Origin of the sequence: Puia dinghuensis (assembly GCF_014642875.1) — a bacterium.
Classification (GTDB): Bacteria; Bacteroidota; Bacteroidia; order Chitinophagales; family Chitinophagaceae; genus Puia; species Puia dinghuensis.
The window spans coordinates 827,805-844,286 of record NZ_BMJC01000003.1; the positions used below are offsets into that span (position 1 = coordinate 827,805).

Below are 16,482 nucleotides of genomic sequence, written 5' to 3' on the forward strand. Positions count from 1 at the left end.
AGTCGTTAATCCAGTTTTTTCCAATAGAGCCGGAGAGAGTTGGCGGCCAGAACTACGTCGCTAAACCCCATTACCAGGGCGGCCAACGCAGGTGTCAAAAATCCAAAAGCGGCGACGGGTATGGCAATGCTGTTATAGAAAAACGCCCAGAACAAATTCCCTTTTATCGTCCCGAACGTGTGGCGGCCAAGGCCAAGGGCGGCGGGCAGCGATCGCAGTCCATGGTTCATCAGCACTACATCTGCTGTTTGCATGGCCAATTGAGAGGCGTCGCTCATGGACAGGCCGATGGTTGCCCGGGCAAGCGCCGGTGCGTCATTGATGCCATCTCCTACCATCGCCACCGGCATTGCGGTGTTGAGCCGGGTCACCTGCCCGAGTTTTTGTTCGGGGGATTGTTCGGCGAGTACTTCTTTTATTCCGAGGGCAGCCGCCAGCTCCTGGCAGGGTTTTAGCCGGTCGCCACTGAGCAGAACGGTATGGATACCTTTTTCGTGCAAGGAGCGAACGACGGAAGCCGCTTCGGGGCGGACAGTATCCATGACATCGATGAAACCCAGGAGGCGGTCGCCGCCGACAATATACACATTGTGGGTGTCGTCGGCGGTGAGGTGTGCTGCTACTTTGTACGAGCCGGCCCAATATATCTCGCCATCTTGCGTCTCACCCCGCATCCCAAGGCCTTTTACCTCTTCCACCTTCGCCCATCGCAGGGAGTGTTTGACCTTCCATTGTTTGGTGATGCCTCTTGCAATGGGGTGGTTGGAGTATTTTTCGAGCGAAAAGGCGATCTCGCGGAATTGTTCGGGGGTGATGGAGTCGGCGGCATGCCAGTGACGGATGGAAAATTCTCCCGTCGTGAGGGTGCCGGTCTTGTCGAAAACCACCTGCCGGATATTGCGAAAGGCCTCCAGGTGGCGGGCATTACGGATGAGGATGCCTTTGCGGGCGCCCCGGCCCAGTCCTACCGCTATGGCGGCGGGGGTAGCCAGTCCCATGGCGCAGGGGCAGGCGATGACCAGTACGGCAATGCTACGCATTAGCGCAGCGGCCGTCTGGTGAGCATAGAGATAGTTACCGATGAAGGTGAGGGCTGCCAGGCCGAGGACAACTGGTACGAAGACAGCGCTGATCTTGTCGGCCAGCTGCTGGATCGGTGGTTTTTCCCCCTGTGCCTGTCTTACCAGCCTGACGATGCCCGCCAGAATGGACTCGTCGCCGACGGCTGTCACCTGGGCCTTTACGGTGCCAGAGACGAGGATGCTTCCGCCGATGAGGCTGTCCTTGACTTTTTTGTCGACAGGCAGGCTTTCGCCGGTGAGGATGGATTCGTCGACGCCGGCTTCGCCCCACAGGATCTTGCAATCGGCGGGAATTTGTTCACCGGTGCGGATGAGGATGAGGTCGCCGCTGCGCAGTTGGCTATTCTCGACAGGGAAGAGTATTTCCTGGTGTTCGTGGTCAAAGGCAATCATGTTGGCCATCGTCTTTTGCGTGGCGGCAAGGGTGTTCAGCGTCCGTTGGGTGGCCTTGACGGAGGCATCTTCCAGGTAATAGCCAAAGAAGACAATGGTGATGATAGAAGCCGTGGTCTCATAAAAGAGATAGTCGGGACCCAGTCGCAGCAGGGTGCCGGTGAGGCTGTAAACAAATGCCGCCGTGGCGCCAAGCGCGATGAGGACATTCATGTTGGGCAGGCCGTTGATCAGGCTTTTTACGGCGCTGCGCCCGAAGAAAAGCATCCCGGTGACGAATACGGGCAGGCAAATAAAGAGTTGGACCCAGGGATGCATGAGCCAATGCAGGAAGGCGTTCTCCCCGAGCATGGGTAAGAACAGCAGGAGGGTAAAGGGCAGGCAGAACAGGAAATAACGAAGGTGTTTGTTCATCGGGGCCCGGGTTCCTGTGGTGGCGCCGGGCTGTCCGGCCAAAACGGTGTATCCGAGATCGTGGATGCCTTTTTCCAGCTGGTTGCGATCGATCTCGCCCGTTGCGTCGAAGCTGACGTCGCCGCTGGCCAGGCTGACCTTGACGTTTTGCAGACCGTTTTTTTCCAAATATTTGCCGATGGTGAGTGCGCAGGTGGAGCAGCTCATCCCTTCTATTTTCCAGTTAATGGTTTCCATATACTATTAGCCTCGCCAGACGCAAAGTTACTGTATCTTTGCCAGCCATTATGGAGCTTCGATTTCACCTGCAGGATATTGAAAAAGCGGCCATTGCATTCTGGCAGGCATTTCCCTTGCAGCAGGTTTTTGCCTTTCATGGGAGCATGGGGGCGGGTAAGACGACCTTTATCCATGCCCTATGCAACATCAAGGGAGTCACCGATACCGTTGGAAGCCCTACTTTTTCCATTATCAATGAATACCGGTATCCCGGTGGGAAGATCTTCCATCTCGATCTCTACCGGTTGAAGGATGAAGAAGAAGCCCTGAGGGCAGGTGTTGAAGATGTCCTGTATAGCGGTGAATATTGTCTCGTGGAATGGCCTGACCGGGCGCCGGGGATTTTTCCCCCCGACGCTGTCCATGTCCGGTTGGAAATAGTGGACCTCGATACCCGTAAAATCAATTTATAAATTGTAATTTCCCAGGCATATATGTCGCAGCAGCAAAAACCAGTCATCAGCACCTCCTTCAGCTATGAAACCCTGGAAGAAACCCTGGATATCAAGCCCAAGGGAGTGCCCCTGCATATCGGCATGCCCAAGGAGATTGCGTTTCAGGAGAACCGTATCGCCCTGACACCGGATGCGGTAGGTGTATTGGTCAGCAATGGACATGAAGTAATCATCGAACATTGCGCCGGTGAAGGCGCACACTACCGGGATAAGGATTACAGTGAAGCCGGGGCGAGGATCGTCCACGACAAGGCCGAAGTGTTGAAGGCGCCCATCCTCGTAAAAAGCGCCCCCGTTATCGAAGAAGATCTGCCGATGCTGCAGCTGAATCAGATTATCATCTCCCCTATTCATCTGTCCGCGATGAAGGCCGATCTGCTGCAAAAGATGATGGACAAGCGCATCACGGGTATCTCCTTCGAAAATCTGAAGGATGACAGTGGAACCTATCCCATCGTCCGGAGTATGAGCGAGATCGCCGGTAGTGCGGTGATGCTGATCGCGGGGCAATACCTGAGTTCGGCCAATCGCGGCAAAGGCGTTTTGTTGGGTGGTATCTCGGGGATCCCGCCGACCAAGGTCATCATCCTGGGCGCGGGTATCGTCGGGGAATTTGCGGCGCGTGCCGCCCTCGCGCTTGGGGCTTCAGTGAAAGTCTTTGACAACAGCGTCTACCGGCTGAAGCGGTTGCAGAACAACATCGGCCAGCGGATGTGGACTTCGGTGATGGAGCCTCGCATCCTTGCCAAGCAACTCAAGACCTGTGAGATCGCCGTCGGGGCCCTTTCTTCGCAGACCGGCAGGACGCCGGTGGTCGTCACCGATGAAATGGTCAGCAATATGCGACCTGGCTCGGTGATCATCGACGTCAGTATCGACCGGGGAGGATGTTTTGAAACTTCCGAGATCACCACGCATGAGCATCCCGTCTTTATGAAATATGGCGTGATCCACTACTGCGTACCCAATATTCCATCTGGTTTTGCCCGTACGGCTTCGCATGCCATCAGTAATGTGCTGATGCCTTTGTTGCTGGAGGCGGGAGAAGAAGGCGGGTTCGAGAATCTCGTATGGCATAAGATACATCTGCGCAGCGGCATCTATCTTTTCAAGGGCGCGTTGACCAATTTTCACCTCAGCCAGCGGTTCGATCTGAAGTATACCGATCTAAACCTGCTGATCGCCAGTCAGCGATGAGGCTTTTACTTCCAATTCAAAATATTGATCGACTGCTCGCAGAAATCGTATTCCTGCACATCATTGCTGCTGACAATGATCATCCGGCCGGTGGCGTATTCTGCGATGAGGCGGCGGTAGAGGGCGATACCATCCACATCGAGATTGGTACAGGGTTCGTCGAGCAGGATGACGGGGGTGTTGGAGAAGAGGGCCTGCGCGAGGCGAACGCGTTGTTTCATCCCTGAGGAATAATAGCGGATCTGTTTTTGAGCGGCGGCTTCGAGTCCCATTTTCCTGATGATGTCGGGAATGGAAAGTCCGGGCAGGAATGGCTTAAATGAACCGTGAAATGCGAGGAATTCGGTGACCGTCATTTCCTCGATGACTTCGAGGTAGGGGGCGCAGAGGGAGAGGTGGCGGTAGGCTTGTTCGGGAAGGATAGCACCGGAGCCCTCATATTGGACCGAGCCTTCGCTGATGCCGATGGCCCCCGCGATGGACTGTAATAACGTAGACTTTCCGGACCCGTTGGGGCCGACGATCGCGTAAGTATGAGAGCCGGTGAATTCGTAATGGAGATGACGAAAGATCCAGTCGCGGTTGAACCGTTTACCGGCATCAATCAGCGTAATCTTCATCAAAGCTCGTTTTGCTATAGCGTTTGATAATACCGCGGCCGCTTTCCCGTATAAAGGCGACAATCTCATCGCGTTCGTCGCTGGCGGGGAACTCTTCTTCGAGGAATTCGAGGGCCTGGCTGGTATTCATGCCTTTATTGTAAATGACCCGGTAGATGTCGAGGATGTGGTTGATCTTGTCGATGGTGAAACCGCGGCGCTTGAGCCCGACGGAATTGACACCGGAATAGCTGAGAGGCATCCTGGCCGCTTTTATATAGGGGGGAATATCTTTCCCAACGAGCGAGCCGCCGCCAAGGAAGACATGGGAACCCACTCTTACGAACTGGTGGATGGCGCACATCCCGCCCAAAATGACCCAGTCGCCAAGGACGACATGCCCCGCGACCTGCGAATTATTGCTAAGGATACAATTGTCGCCGATGATACAGTCGTGGGCAATATGGCTATAGGCGAGGATCATGCAGTTGCGGCCCACCCTGGTGGTCCAGCGATCGCGGGTGCCGCGGTGGATAGTTACAAATTCGCGGATGGTGGTATTATCGCCAATCTGTACAGTCGTCTCTTCGCCGTCAAATTTAAGATCTTGAGGATCAGCAGATACTACAGCTCCGGGGAAAATCCTGCAATTTTTTCCAATCCTTGCGCCCTCCATTATCGTGACATTGCTGCCGATCCAGGTACCTGCTCCAATTTCTACATTTTTATGAATCATCGTGAAGGGGTCCACTCTTACATCGGGAGCCAGCCTCGCATCGGGATGAATGGAGGTGAAAGAATGAATCATTCGACGATCAATTGATTGATTTTCAGTTTCTTGGATCATTATACTTTCTTCCTTGTGGATTGCTGTTTTCTTCATAAGAAATGCTGAGAAGCACCCGGCATCTCACAAAAATAAACTTATTTGACACAATTACCCGAAATAAACTTGTGTTTACACCCGGTTAACCAGTCTTAGCAAGTCGTTAACTCCGCTTTACGAGCTGTGCCATCAGGTCGGCTTCTGTAGCAATTTTATTGCCTACATATACCGTGCCGCGCATTTCGCATATGCCTCTGCGGATGGGGTTGATGAGCTCCATTTTCAGGAGCATGGTGTCCCCGGGGATGACCTTGTGTTTGAACTTGCAGTTGTCGATCTTGATAAAATAGGTGTCGTACTGGCCTTCGGGCATCAAATTGATGCAAAGGATCCCACCGGTCTGAGCCAGGGCTTCGATCTGCAGGACACCGGGCATGACGGGATTGCCGGGGAAGTGGCCGACGAAGAAAGGTTCATTGAAAGTGACGTTCTTTACCCCGATGATATGTTTGTCAGTGAGCTCGATGATCTTGTCAACAAGCAGGAAGGGGAAGCGATGAGGCAGGGTTTTTTCTATCTGGGTAGTGGTGAACACCGGCGCCTGGTTGGGGTCATACACCGGGGTGTTCTTTAGATGCTTGTTTTTTTTTATATACTGTTTGATCTTCCGGGCGAATTCTACATTGGTGGAATGGCCGGGGCGATTGGCGATGATCTGTCCTTTTATCGGAAAGCCGATAAGCGCGAGGTCGCCGATGATGTCCAGGAGTTTGTGCCGGGCAGGCTCGTTGGGGAAGCGCAGCTCCAGGTTGTTGAGATAGCCTTCGCTTTTGATCTCGATCTTATCCCTTTTGAAGGCCTTTGCCAGGCGATCCATTTCTTCCAGGGTCACGGGTTTGTCGACCACGACGATGGCGTTGTTGATGTCGCCGCCTTTTATGAGGTTATGTTCAAGCAGCATCTCCAGCTCGTGAAGGAAGCAGAAAGTTCTGCAAGGAGAGATCTCGCTTTTGAATTCGCGCATAGTCTTAAGGCTCGCATGCTGGGTGCCCAGGACAGGGCTGTTGAAGTCGATGAGCGTAGTGACCTTGTACTCCATAGCCGGCATGACGACCATTTCCACGCGCTTTTTCTCATCGGTATGGGTGATGTTGGAGTCGATGGTATACCAGACCTTGGCGGCATCCTGCTCGGCCACACCGGCTTCCTCGATGATCTCTACAAAAGGCTCAGAGCTGCCGTCGATGATCGGAACCTCAGGACCGTTGATCTCGATGAGGCAATTATCCACACCCATTCCCACAAGAGCAGCCAGGATGTGCTCAACCGTGCTCACCTTCCCCCCATTGTCTTCCAGCGTCGTACCCCGGGAAGTATCAGTGACCAGATCGCAGTCCGCCTTGATGACAGGCTGGCCGGGAAGGTCGATACGCTGGAATTGGAAGCCGAATCCCGGTGTAGCGGGTTTCAGGGTCATATCCACCGTGATACCGGTGTGCAGGCCAGTGCCGGAAATACTTGTTACAGAAGCTAATGTGTGTTGTTTGTCTGGATTGAAATTTGCGTCCATGCGATTTTTTAATGAATGGTAGCCCCTGGCGCGGTACGGCGGCGCCGAGGTGCAACCCCTTATGGCCGACAAAGATAGGGGAATCGAAGCTTATATATCCTCTTCCCGCTCTAACATGAGGATGGCGCTCTGGGGGACAATAAAGTATTTTTCCCCTTCGTAGAGTACTTCCGTAGCCCCGCTGAGCAAAAAAATGGCGATATCGCCCTCCCGGGCCTGGAGGGGGATGTACTTCACCTGTTCGTCCTGGTGTTTCCAGGGCTCTTCGTCCACCGGCATAGGGATGGCATAGCCCGGACCGGTTTTTATGACATATCCCTGCTGAACCTTTTCTTTTTCCTGCACGCCGGGTGGTAGATAAAGGCCTGAGTCTGTGCGTTCGTTAGGTTTTGAGGGTCGAATGAGTACCCTATCGCCAATTACGACTAGTTTCTTAAATTTATTGTCAGAAGTAAGATGCATAACTTGCAAAGTTATGGGGTTTAACAAAATATTATTCCGATTCGTTGATAATCAGGGAATGATTTAATTTTATTTGTACTCAAAATCATCAAATCATGGAAGGAAAGAAACCCAAAATATTGTTGTGCGAAGACGATCCCAATTTAGGCATGGTCCTGAAAAACTATCTTGAGCTCAGCGATTTTGATGTGACCCTGGAAAGGGATGGCCGGCTGGGGCTGGCAGCCTTCCAGCGGGAGCATTTTGATCTCTGCCTGCTGGACATCATGATGCCGCATATGGACGGATTTACGCTGGCTGAAGAGATCAGGGACGTCGACCCCGATATTCCCCTTTTCTTTCTTAGCGCCAAGACGATGAAAGAAGATATCATCCAGGGGTATAAGCTGGGGGCAGACGACTATATCACCAAACCTTTCGACAGTGAAGTGCTGTTGATGAAGATAAAGGCAATTCTCAAGCGCAATGACGATCTCAACAAGGAGTCGGACAATAAGGAATTTGAGATGGGGTCGTATCATTTCAATCCCAAATTGCGCGAACTGAGCCATAAAGGGCAGACACAGACCTTGTCGCCCAAGGAGAACGAGCTGTTGAAGATGCTGGCCGAACACATGAATGATCTGCTGCCGCGCGAACAGGCGTTGAAGAAGATCTGGGGCAGCGATACTTACTTCAATGGGCGAAGCATGGATGTGTATATTGCGAAGTTGCGGAAGTATCTGAAAGACGATGCCAACATCGAGATCGTCAATATACATGGAAACGGGTTCAGGCTGGTGGTGCCTGTGAGTGCTTAGAATAACTCACCTTCTCTGCCCGGTCTCTTCTTTCCCAGATGTTCGTAGGCTTTGGGTGTCACTTCGCGTCCACGGGGGGTGCGCATGATAAAGCCTTCTTGTATGAGGAAGGGTTCATACACTTCTTCCAGCGTTCCGGTTTCTTCGCCGACAGCAGTGGCGATGGTGGTGATGCCGACGGGACCACCCTTGAACTTGTCGATGATGGTCGACAGGATGCGATTGTCCATTTCATCCAATCCATGTTCGTCGACATTGAGGGCCCGGAGGGCATGTTGCGTGATACCCAGGTCGATGATGCCGTTGCTCAAAACCTGGGCAAAATCTCTTACCCTGCGCAGCAGGCCATTGGCGATGCGGGGGGTGCCCCGGCTTCGCCGGGCAATCTCGGCGGATGCATCGGAGGTGATCTTCGTCTGTAAGATGCCGGCGCTGCGCAGGATGATCTTTTGCAGGGTGTCGGCATTGTAATATTCCAGCCTCGATTTTATGCCGAAGCGGGAGAGAAGCGGAGCCGTCAGCAGCCCGCTGCGAGTGGTGGCCCCCACCAGGGTAAAGGGATGGATGGAGAGCTGGATGCTGCGGGCATTGGGTCCGCTGTCGATCATGATGTCGATGCGATAGTCTTCCATAGCCGCATAGAGATATTCTTCGACGACGGTGCTCAGACGATGGATCTCGTCGATGAATAATACGTCGTTGGGGGCCAGGTTGGTAAGGAGGCCGGCCAGGTCGCCGGGTTTTTCGATGACAGGCCCGGAGGTTTCCTTGATATTCACCCCCAATTCGTTCGCGACGATGCGCGACAAGGTCGTCTTTCCCAGGCCGGGAGGGCCATGAAAGAGGATATGATCGAGGGCTTCTCCGCGCATTTTTGCGGCTTTGATGAAAACGCGAAGGTTTTCGATCAACTGTGGCTGACCGGAAAAATCTTCTATCGCCGAGGGGCGAATGTTGTTCTCAAACTCCTTGTCCGCGGGGCTTAAGGCGCTTTTTTCACTGTTGAGATTGAGATTGGACATGAGCAAATATACCGATTGCCTTTGTTCGGGTTGCGGGGAGGGGTTGTTTTTTGGGATTTTGATGTTTTGTATATACAAACCAATTTTTGTGGAGATTGGGTTTTGAGGGCTTGGTAGCAAAGGTTGAAAATGAAGGATATCGCGGGAGGACCTTTCAACAGGTTATGGAATTTTTTGATTTGTATATACAAAACATGAAATTTTCGTTTTGCATACCCCGGGGGAGGCTGTAATTTTAAAGAATAGTGCGTATGAAAATAGTCAGACAAAGAATGCAACCAGAAAGTGAAAAGGCCGCAGATAACCCATTTGCGCGATCTCTTCATTTTTCATCCGCGGCATTGTCGCGTGAGGTCGAAAAACTGGCCATAGAATGCTTTCGACCCTCCGGGCTCCATCCCAGTCTTGCTTATATCGTTCGGATCTTGTCATATATCTCGTTTACGAATCCCTCTTTCCTTGCCAAGAGCCTGCTGCTGAGTCCGAGCACGATGACACGCCTGTTGGATAAATTGGAAAAGAAGGACATTATATACCGCCTCGAATACGATGGCATCCGGATGGTAAGCCTCACGCCAAAAGGGCATGAATCAGTGCTTTTACTGGGCGAATGTGAAAACGCTTTCCGGCAACGTTACAGGGCTATACTGGGGGAAGAGCGTGCCAAACAGCTGTCCGGGATGATGAACGAAACTACCGACTTGTTAAGGGGCAAGGGCGATTGTCGGAATGCCGACGCTAAATCCGGCGGGGAATCCCGATATTTACCGGCAAAATTGCGAATTATGGGTACTCGGGATACGAGTCGTAAAGTCGAAGCTGCCTACCTCCAAAAAGCCATTTCCTACGAAGCTTATGTCGCGCTGATCGATGACCTGGTGGCCAAAGGCCAGACCACGGGACCCGATCAGTCGGAGGCTTTTATCCACTATACCGTATTGAACCAGCAACGGATGCGCCGCTGGGAGAAGACGATGCAGCTGCTGCCTGCCGCGGAAGCAGCCATCCGAAGCATAACCCATCCACAGACCTGGCTGGTACTGACGGAAGCCTGGTGCGGAGACGCGGCACACATTACCCCAATAATGCAAGCGCTGGCCGCATTGAATCCGCTGATTACCCTGCGGTTTCTGATGCGGGACGATAACCTGGAACTAATGGATCGCTATCTCACCAATGGAGTAAGCCGCAGCATTCCGAAACTGATCGGCCTGGATACAGCCACGCTGGAAGAGTTGTTCACCTGGGGGCCGCGCCCGGCAGTACTACAGGCGAATTTCATGCAGCTGAAACAGGCCGGAGTGGAATTCCACGCGATAAAAGAAGAACTGCAACGCTGGTACAACAAGGACAAGACGATTTCCGTGCAGGAAGAATTGTCTGCGCTGGCGGCAGGGGCATCTGCTTCCTCAATTGGGATGACGGCTTAGGCCAGTCGCCGCCACAACACATCGGCAAACCATCGCTTCGAATCGAAGAAGGTATCCACCGGCTCGAATCCCGCCTGAGCGGCCATCGATTCCGTCTCCATAAGCGTATATTTCTGCGATATCTCCATGTGGATGACTTCGTTCTCGGCAAAAGAAAATTGGTTATCACCGATGTGTACCTCCTGTTGTATCCGGCTGATGAGGTAGCTTTTGCAGGAGCCCGTACCAGGGTCATAGACGGGATAGTGTTCGAATTGCTCAACGTCGAAATCGGCGCCGAGTTCCCGGTTGATGCGAGTGAGCAGATTCAGATTGAAGGCCCTGGTGATCCCCTGCTTGTCGTTATAGGCAGCGAGGATGGTGCCGGGATATTTCTTGAGATCGAAGCCGATCATCAGCAGATCGCCGGGGTGCATCTGCTCATGAAGCTGCCGGCAGAACTGCGTTGCCTGATGAACGGTCATATTACCGATGTTTGCACCCATAAATAGCACGATCTTCCGCTTGTTGGAAAAGGTGTTCACCTGGTGCAGCTGCTCCAGGTATTCTCCATTGAGACCCTGTAAGCGTATACCCGGCAGGGTGACTGGCAGCTTGTCCTCCAGCCAGCCGATGACATTGGAGGAAATATCTATGGGATAGTAGGTGAAAGACGCATGGTCTTTTTGCAATTCCCGCAGCAGGAACCAGGACTTGGTGGCGTCCCCCGGGCCCAGTTCAACGAGATCGAAGTCGCTGCTTTCCTCCATAAAAAGCCGCGCCATTTTTCCCGACTGGTGTTGCATGATCTCCAACTCGCAACGGGTGGGATAATATTCGGGGCAGGCCATTATCTGCTGGAAGAGCTTGTCCCCATTCTCATCATAAAAATACTTGGATGACAGGTATTTGTGATCTGCCCTCAAGCCGTTGACTACATCGGTGTAGAAGGTGGCCGACCGGCGACCGGGCAACTGGGCCGTGCTAAGAGGAAACATTAGACCTTTTTTTGAATGTTAGTTATGAATGGGCGACTGAGCTACTTTGCAATCCGTATGCCAGTAAACTGCCACCTTAGATATGGTTGAAAGAAATTACGATAGCTTTTCCGGCTGTGACCAGCCGGAGTAGCCACGGACGCGCCTCTCAGCACCATCTGACTGACCATGAATTTTCCGTTATATTCTCCGATCGCCCCCTCCGCCTTTTTAAATCCGGGGTAGGGCAGATAGGCCGACTCGGTCCATTCCCATCGTTGCCCCCAACCGAATTTTCCGGCGGAAGCCTCCCATTCGAATTCGGTGGGCAACCGGCATCCTTTCCAGGCGGCATAGGCAACAGCCTCGTAATAACTGATATGTGACAACAATTGTTTACCATCCAGCGGTCGCAGCCCCGCCATTGTATACTGGTGCCACCGTCCGTCGATGAGATGCCAGTACATCGGCGAAGAAATGGCGTTCTTCTTTACCCAGTCCCAGCCTTCCGCATGCCACCAGACGAAGTTTTGATAACCACCCGCTTCTATAAACTCCAAATATTCCTCATTAGTGACGGGGGTCGCCGCGACCTGAAACCCTTCAAGATAAACCTTGTGGCGGCTGAGCTCATTATCAAAGCAAAAGCCATCGCCTTCATAACCGATCTCATAGAGACCGGCGGGCACGCTTACAAATCCATTGGATCCCGCACCGGCAGATGGCACTACGTCGATATCCCGATCTGACCAGGCGGGGAACAGCGGGTTGTGACCCAAAATATATTTTATATCGGTGAACAGCAATTCCTGGTGCTGTTGCTCGTGATTGAGTCCCAGGACAATAATCTGCTCGAGCTGTTCGCCCGGGCCATCGGCGATGAGCCGTAGCATCGCTTCATCTACGTATTGCCGGTAGGAATAGATCTCATCTACGGAGGGCCGGCTGAGATTGCCCCGATCGGTACGCACTACCCTTGCGCCGATGGTTTCATAATAACTGTTGAATACATAATTATAGTCGGGATTGCAGGGTTTATAGCCGGGATGGTGCGGAATAAGCACAAAGGCTTCCCAAAACCAGGTGGTATGGCCAAGATGCCATTTGGGGGGACTGACATCCACAATAGGCTGAACGACATAGTCCTCTTTTTGAAGGGGTTGGCAGATGGCTTCGCTGGCCTTGCGGACGGCGCGGTATTGCTCCAATAAGGTCATTATTTCTGATTTTTTAGATAGTGGGTGAGATCGGAGATGGTGCGAATGCCTGACTGTTCTGCCTGGCTGCGGCGCATCATCAGGGCATAGGCATTGTTGAAACCTATGGGGTCCAGCCAGGTGAGCCCATATTCTCTATCAAACCGGTCGGATACATACCGATACACGCTGTCCCGGCTGCCTGCAAGGCGGTCGGTGAGAGCCGGCGGCGGCTGAAGGATCGCCAGCAGGGCGGTACCGGTGTATTCGGGATACATATCTATTTGTTGATGTACTAACGCTTCAAAACAGATTTTTGTTCCGCCAAGACCGGTTTTGCTGTCCACTTCCAGGTCGGTGAATCCACGGATAAGCATGGCGTACATATCCGTCAGGATATATTGTTCGGGGAATATCTTGGAACCCAATCGGATAAGGCCTTTTTTGCCATTGCGGGGCGGATGGTATAATCCTGCGGATTCGAGAAAATCGCGGGCGATGCGATCGGGTGGCTGGTTGAGATATTCGGCCCGGTAGTTTAGCAGGGTCATGATCGAATCGTTGATCCTGCCCGCCAATTTATTGAGGACGGGAGCCAATTCGGGATAGTTGCGCAGGACTTCGCTGCGGACAACGGGCGCGGCATAGTAGGGTGGGAAGATCTTTTTGTCATCCTCCAGCGTGACAAGGTCATAGGCTTGCAGCCTGCCGTCCGTGCTGTAGCCGCTGATGACATCGAGCTTATGGTCGTAGATAGCTTTATACATTACAGCGTCGCTGATGACGACTGTACGGATGGTAAGACCATAGACGCTGCGCAGACCGATGTCACCATCACGTCTGCCCATAAATTCCGGGGTAAACCCGGCAAGGAGACGGGTATTGCCAATGGGCATTACGTAGAAAGAAGAGAAGAACAGCATTACCAGGGGAAGGAGACCAAGCACCATCTTTCGTTTTCTGCTGCCGGTGCGCTGCACCAGGGAAAGCAGGAAATCCAGCAGGATAGCCAGAAGGGCGGCAGGGATGGCGCCTGCCAGGATCATGTTGGTATTGTTGAGGGCGATGCCGCCGAAGATGAATTCCCCCAGGCCGCCTGCGGCGATGTAAGCGGCCAGCGTCCCCACACCCACATTGATGACGGTAGCCGTGCGGATGCCGGCCATAATGACGGGGAAGGCAAGCACAAGGTCAACACGGAAAAGCCGCTGGGTGGCCGTCATTCCCATGGCCAGGGCCGCTTCTTTTACGCCGGGATCTACGCCGTTGATACCCGTGTAAGTATTTCGGATGACGGGCAACAAAGCATATAAGAACAGCGCCGCGATGGCGGGTACGGGGCCGATGCCCAGCACGGGAATAAGAAAGCCCAACAAGGCGATGCTTGGAATGGTTTGCAGGACGCCGGCGGCGCCCAGTACGATGCCGGCCGCTTTTTTGTTGCGGGCGATGTAAATGCCGAGAGGCAGGCCGATGAGGACGGCTATCAACAGGGAGATGAAGGTCAGCCCGATGTGTTGTATCGTCTGTTGCAACAGCTTGCCGGATTGCTGCTGCATAAATTCCCAGAGGCTCTGGCGTTGGTCCATCAGTGTTGGCTGTTCTTGAAGTGATCGAATATATAACGCTGCCCTTCAAAAAAATCTTTCACATACTGCGTCGCCGGCCGGTCGAACATGTCTTCGGGTTTACCTTCCTGTATGATGCGTCCTCCATCCATCAAAAAGATGCGGTCGGCCAGTTCGAAGGCTTCCTGAACGTCGTGGGTTACGAGGATGATGGTCTTAGACCGCAGTTCGTCCAGCTCTTTGAAATCCTTCTTTACGCTGGCCCGTGTGATAGGGTCGAGTGCGCCGAAGGGTTCGTCCATCAGCAGCACGGGGGGATCCGCGGCCAGGGCCCGGGCGATGCCCACACGTTGTTGCTGGCCGCCGCTGAGTTCGTTTGGATAAGCATTCAGGTACTGCGCCGGGGGTAGCCGCAATTTTTCCATCAGGGAGATGACCCGGGGAGCTATCCGGTCGCGGTTCCATCCCAATAGCCGCGGGACGATGGCGATGTTCTCTTCGATGGTGTAGTGCGGGAAAAGGCCGTTGTTCTGAAACACATAACCGATGCCGCGACGCAGATGCTCGGGGCGTTGATCGACAATGCTGCGGCCGTCGATGAGTATCTCGCCGCAGTCGGGTTCGATGAGCCGGTTGATCATCTTCAGCAGTGTCGTCTTTCCTGAGCCGCTCGTGCCCAGGAATACGACATTCTCCCCTTGCCCGACGGTGAAGGAAATGTTGTCAACAGCGTTGTGCATATTGAAGCGTTTGCTGATATTTTTTACGACGATCATTGCAGGCGTGAAAATAGGTTGTTCAGGGATTCCGCAAAGGTCGGATGGGCGAAAACGGCATCTCTCAACACATTGTATTGGATACGGCCCATCATGGCCATCTGCAGGATGCTCATCAGTTCGCCGCCGGCGGAAGACAGCATCGCCGCCCCTATGATGGTCCTGTCGTCGGCGTTGACGATGGCTTTCAGCATACCGCGGGTCTCGTCGTTCTCCCAGGCGCGGGCAATATTAGCCACCGGCAAGGTAGCCACTTTTATGTTCAATCCTTTAGCCCTCGCCTCTGTTTCGGTGAGTCCTACCCTGCCCAGTTCGGGGTCCGTAAAAAGACAATAGACGGGCGGCCGCCCGGCAATGCTGCAATCCGCCTTTTCTATAAGATTCCTATATACGATGAGATGATCGTTATAGGATATATGGGTGAATTGTGGTCCACCCTTGACATCGCCAAGCGCATAAATTCCATCGACGCTGGTTTCCAGCCGATCGTTGACGACGACGAAGCCATGGCGATCGAGGGTGATGCCCGTGGCGCCGGCATTGAGGGCGGCGGTGTCAGGGACGCGCCCGGTTGCAACCAGGACATGGGAGGCCGTGATGACGCTGGTCGAGGCAGTGGACGTTCCGGTCGGCGCTGAGAGGGGCCCAGCGGACAGGTGGAGCCCGATGCCATCCGCTTCCTTTGTTATCTTTTCGACGGCGGCACCGGTGTGGATGCGAATGCCGTCCTCTTCCAGGAAGCTCTTTATCGTCGCGGCGATATCCTCGTCTTCTTTAGATAGAAAACGCGCGTTGTTCTCGATGATGGTCACTTCACTGCCCAGCCGCCGGTAGAGTTGCCCGAATTCGAGTGCGATATAGCTGCCGCCTATGATCACCAGATGGGAGGGAAGAACCATCAGGTCGAGGATGGTATCGGAGGTAAGATAACGGACGCCGGCCAGGCCGGGAATCGAGGGGATCACCGGGCGGGTGCCGGTATTCAGAAATATCTTTTCGGCCGTCAGCTCCTCGATGGACCCGTCCTCTTTGGTCACCGTGATCGCTTTTGGCGCGGTGAAAACGGCATTGCCAAAGATCACGTCCAGATGATGGGTCTCCAGCAGCCTTTTTGCCGAAGATTCGCGGGCGGTGAGCACATGGGCGTTCTTCCGGCGGATCACCTCTTCGATGTTAACGGAAAACCCGGTGGTGTGGATGCCGAAGTCCGCGCTTCGTCTTACCAGGTAGGCGACGCGACCCGAGGCGATGAGGGTTTTGGTGGGCGTACAGCCGACATTGATACATGTTCCGCCGATGAATCTTTTTTCTATCAACGCCGTTTTCCAGCCGGCTGCAGCCAGTTTTATTGCCAGAGGGTTGGCGGCCTGCCCGGAGCCGATGATGATGGCGTCGTACTTGACCATGGGATCGTACACCCGATGGGTGCGTCTCAAATTTAAGGATTATTATCTTTA

The 16,482-nt window shown here is 53.5% G+C and carries 15 protein-coding genes; 4 read left to right on the plus strand and 11 right to left on the minus strand.

Going from position 1 to position 16,482, the window contains the following annotated elements:
• Positions 1-5: 5 nt before the first annotated feature.
• Positions 6-2,126 (minus strand): heavy metal translocating P-type ATPase, encoded by a 2,121-nt coding sequence (locus IEY39_RS16690; protein WP_188933550.1) that lies wholly within the window; start codon positions 2,124-2,126, stop codon positions 6-8.
• 50 nt (positions 2,127-2,176) lie between these two features.
• Here IEY39_RS16690 and tsaE point away from each other — a divergent pair, with 50 nt between their 5' ends.
• Both tsaE and IEY39_RS16700 read left to right on the plus strand, forming a co-directional pair.
• Entirely contained in the window at positions 2,177-2,581 is a 405-nt protein-coding gene (gene tsaE / locus IEY39_RS16695; RefSeq protein ID WP_188933552.1) for a tRNA (adenosine(37)-N6)-threonylcarbamoyltransferase complex ATPase subunit type 1 TsaE, read from the plus strand.
• A gap of 21 nt (positions 2,582-2,602) precedes the next feature.
• A complete protein-coding gene (locus IEY39_RS16700) occupies positions 2,603-3,820 on the plus strand; it encodes an alanine dehydrogenase (protein WP_188933554.1) in 1,218 nt (405 codons plus the stop codon).
• Between the two features lie 5 nt (positions 3,821-3,825).
• Here IEY39_RS16700 and IEY39_RS16705 read toward each other — a convergent pair whose 3' ends face one another.
• The 4 genes from IEY39_RS16705 to IEY39_RS16720 form a co-directional block, all read right to left on the minus strand.
• Entirely contained in the window at positions 3,826-4,440 is a 615-nt protein-coding gene (locus IEY39_RS16705) for an ABC transporter ATP-binding protein (RefSeq protein WP_188933556.1), read from the minus strand.
• Positions 4,421-5,227: an acyl-ACP--UDP-N-acetylglucosamine O-acyltransferase gene (lpxA, locus tag IEY39_RS16710; protein ID WP_188933558.1), complete on the minus strand. Its 807-nt coding sequence runs from the start codon at positions 5,225-5,227 to the stop codon at positions 4,421-4,423. Before lpxA ends, IEY39_RS16705 begins: the two co-directional genes overlap by 20 nt.
• A gap of 181 nt (positions 5,228-5,408) precedes the next feature.
• Positions 5,409-6,815, minus strand: coding sequence for a bifunctional UDP-3-O-[3-hydroxymyristoyl] N-acetylglucosamine deacetylase/3-hydroxyacyl-ACP dehydratase (locus tag IEY39_RS16715; protein WP_188933560.1), 1,407 nt, complete (start codon positions 6,813-6,815; stop codon positions 5,409-5,411).
• Positions 6,816-6,905: 90 nt separating this feature from the next.
• Entirely contained in the window at positions 6,906-7,277 is a 372-nt protein-coding gene (locus IEY39_RS16720; protein ID WP_188933562.1) for a co-chaperone GroES, read from the minus strand.
• Between the two features lie 95 nt (positions 7,278-7,372).
• On the opposite strand from IEY39_RS16720, the gene IEY39_RS16725 reads away from it, so the two are divergent.
• Positions 7,373-8,077, plus strand: coding sequence for a response regulator transcription factor (locus IEY39_RS16725; protein ID WP_188933564.1), 705 nt, complete (start codon positions 7,373-7,375; stop codon positions 8,075-8,077).
• On the opposite strand, the gene ruvB is transcribed toward IEY39_RS16725, so the two are convergent.
• Entirely contained in the window at positions 8,074-9,099 is a 1,026-nt protein-coding gene (gene ruvB / locus IEY39_RS16730; RefSeq protein WP_188933566.1) for a Holliday junction branch migration DNA helicase RuvB, read from the minus strand. The two genes, IEY39_RS16725 and ruvB, sit on opposite strands and share 4 nt — an antisense overlap.
• 272 nt (positions 9,100-9,371) lie before the next feature.
• Between ruvB and IEY39_RS16735 the strand changes: the two genes are divergently transcribed.
• Complete coding sequence (locus IEY39_RS16735) at positions 9,372-10,529, plus strand: thioredoxin family protein (RefSeq protein WP_188933568.1); 1,158 nt, start codon at positions 9,372-9,374, stop codon at positions 10,527-10,529.
• On the opposite strand, the gene egtD is transcribed toward IEY39_RS16735, so the two are convergent.
• The 5 genes from egtD to IEY39_RS16760 are packed head-to-tail and all read right to left on the minus strand — an operon-like array spanning position 10,526 to position 16,461.
• On the minus strand, positions 10,526-11,506 hold the full coding sequence (gene egtD, locus IEY39_RS16740; RefSeq protein ID WP_188933569.1) for an L-histidine N(alpha)-methyltransferase: 981 nt from the start codon (positions 11,504-11,506) through the stop codon (positions 10,526-10,528). The genes IEY39_RS16735 and egtD overlap by 4 nt on opposite strands.
• A 41-nt stretch (positions 11,507-11,547) precedes the next feature.
• Positions 11,548-12,702, minus strand: coding sequence for an ergothioneine biosynthesis protein EgtB (gene egtB / locus IEY39_RS16745; RefSeq protein ID WP_188933570.1), 1,155 nt, complete (start codon positions 12,700-12,702; stop codon positions 11,548-11,550).
• On the minus strand, positions 12,702-14,270 hold the full coding sequence (locus tag IEY39_RS16750) for an ABC transporter permease/substrate-binding protein (protein ID WP_188933571.1): 1,569 nt from the start codon (positions 14,268-14,270) through the stop codon (positions 12,702-12,704). Before IEY39_RS16750 ends, egtB begins: the two co-directional genes overlap by 1 nt.
• On the minus strand, positions 14,270-15,025 hold the full coding sequence (locus tag IEY39_RS16755; protein WP_188933573.1) for an ABC transporter ATP-binding protein: 756 nt from the start codon (positions 15,023-15,025) through the stop codon (positions 14,270-14,272). Before IEY39_RS16755 ends, IEY39_RS16750 begins: the two co-directional genes overlap by 1 nt.
• Complete coding sequence (locus IEY39_RS16760; protein ID WP_229688946.1) at positions 15,022-16,461, minus strand: mercuric reductase; 1,440 nt, start codon at positions 16,459-16,461, stop codon at positions 15,022-15,024. The genes IEY39_RS16755 and IEY39_RS16760 overlap by 4 nt, the downstream gene beginning before the upstream one ends.
• Positions 16,462-16,482 lie beyond the last annotated feature (21 nt).

Excerpts from the sequence above, each read along its gene's own strand:
- IEY39_RS16720 (WP_188933562.1), bottom strand. The coding sequence starts at position 7,277 with ATGCATCTTACTTCTGACAATAAATTTAAGAAACTAGTCGTAATTGGC.
- lpxA (WP_188933558.1), bottom strand. The coding sequence starts at position 5,227 with ATGATTCATTCTTTCACCTCCATTCATCCCGATGCGAGGCTGGCTCCC.
- IEY39_RS16735 (WP_188933568.1), top strand. The coding sequence starts at position 9,372 with ATGCAACCAGAAAGTGAAAAGGCCGCAGATAACCCATTTGCGCGATCT.
- IEY39_RS16715 (WP_188933560.1), bottom strand. The coding sequence starts at position 6,815 with ATGGACGCAAATTTCAATCCAGACAAACAACACACATTAGCTTCTGTA.
- IEY39_RS16705 (WP_188933556.1), bottom strand. The coding sequence starts at position 4,440 with ATGAAGATTACGCTGATTGATGCCGGTAAACGGTTCAACCGCGACTGG.
- IEY39_RS16700 (WP_188933554.1), top strand. The coding sequence starts at position 2,603 with ATGTCGCAGCAGCAAAAACCAGTCATCAGCACCTCCTTCAGCTATGAA.
- ruvB (WP_188933566.1), bottom strand. The coding sequence starts at position 9,099 with ATGTCCAATCTCAATCTCAACAGTGAAAAAAGCGCCTTAAGCCCCGCG.
- tsaE (WP_188933552.1), top strand. The coding sequence starts at position 2,177 with ATGGAGCTTCGATTTCACCTGCAGGATATTGAAAAAGCGGCCATTGCA.
- IEY39_RS16725 (WP_188933564.1), top strand. The coding sequence starts at position 7,373 with ATGGAAGGAAAGAAACCCAAAATATTGTTGTGCGAAGACGATCCCAAT.
- IEY39_RS16755 (WP_188933573.1), bottom strand. The coding sequence starts at position 15,025 with ATGATCGTCGTAAAAAATATCAGCAAACGCTTCAATATGCACAACGCT.
- IEY39_RS16690 (WP_188933550.1), bottom strand. The coding sequence starts at position 2,126 with ATGGAAACCATTAACTGGAAAATAGAAGGGATGAGCTGCTCCACCTGC.
- egtD (WP_188933569.1), bottom strand. The coding sequence starts at position 11,506 with ATGTTTCCTCTTAGCACGGCCCAGTTGCCCGGTCGCCGGTCGGCCACC.
- IEY39_RS16750 (WP_188933571.1), bottom strand. The coding sequence starts at position 14,270 with ATGGACCAACGCCAGAGCCTCTGGGAATTTATGCAGCAGCAATCCGGC.
- egtB (WP_188933570.1), bottom strand. The coding sequence starts at position 12,702 with ATGACCTTATTGGAGCAATACCGCGCCGTCCGCAAGGCCAGCGAAGCC.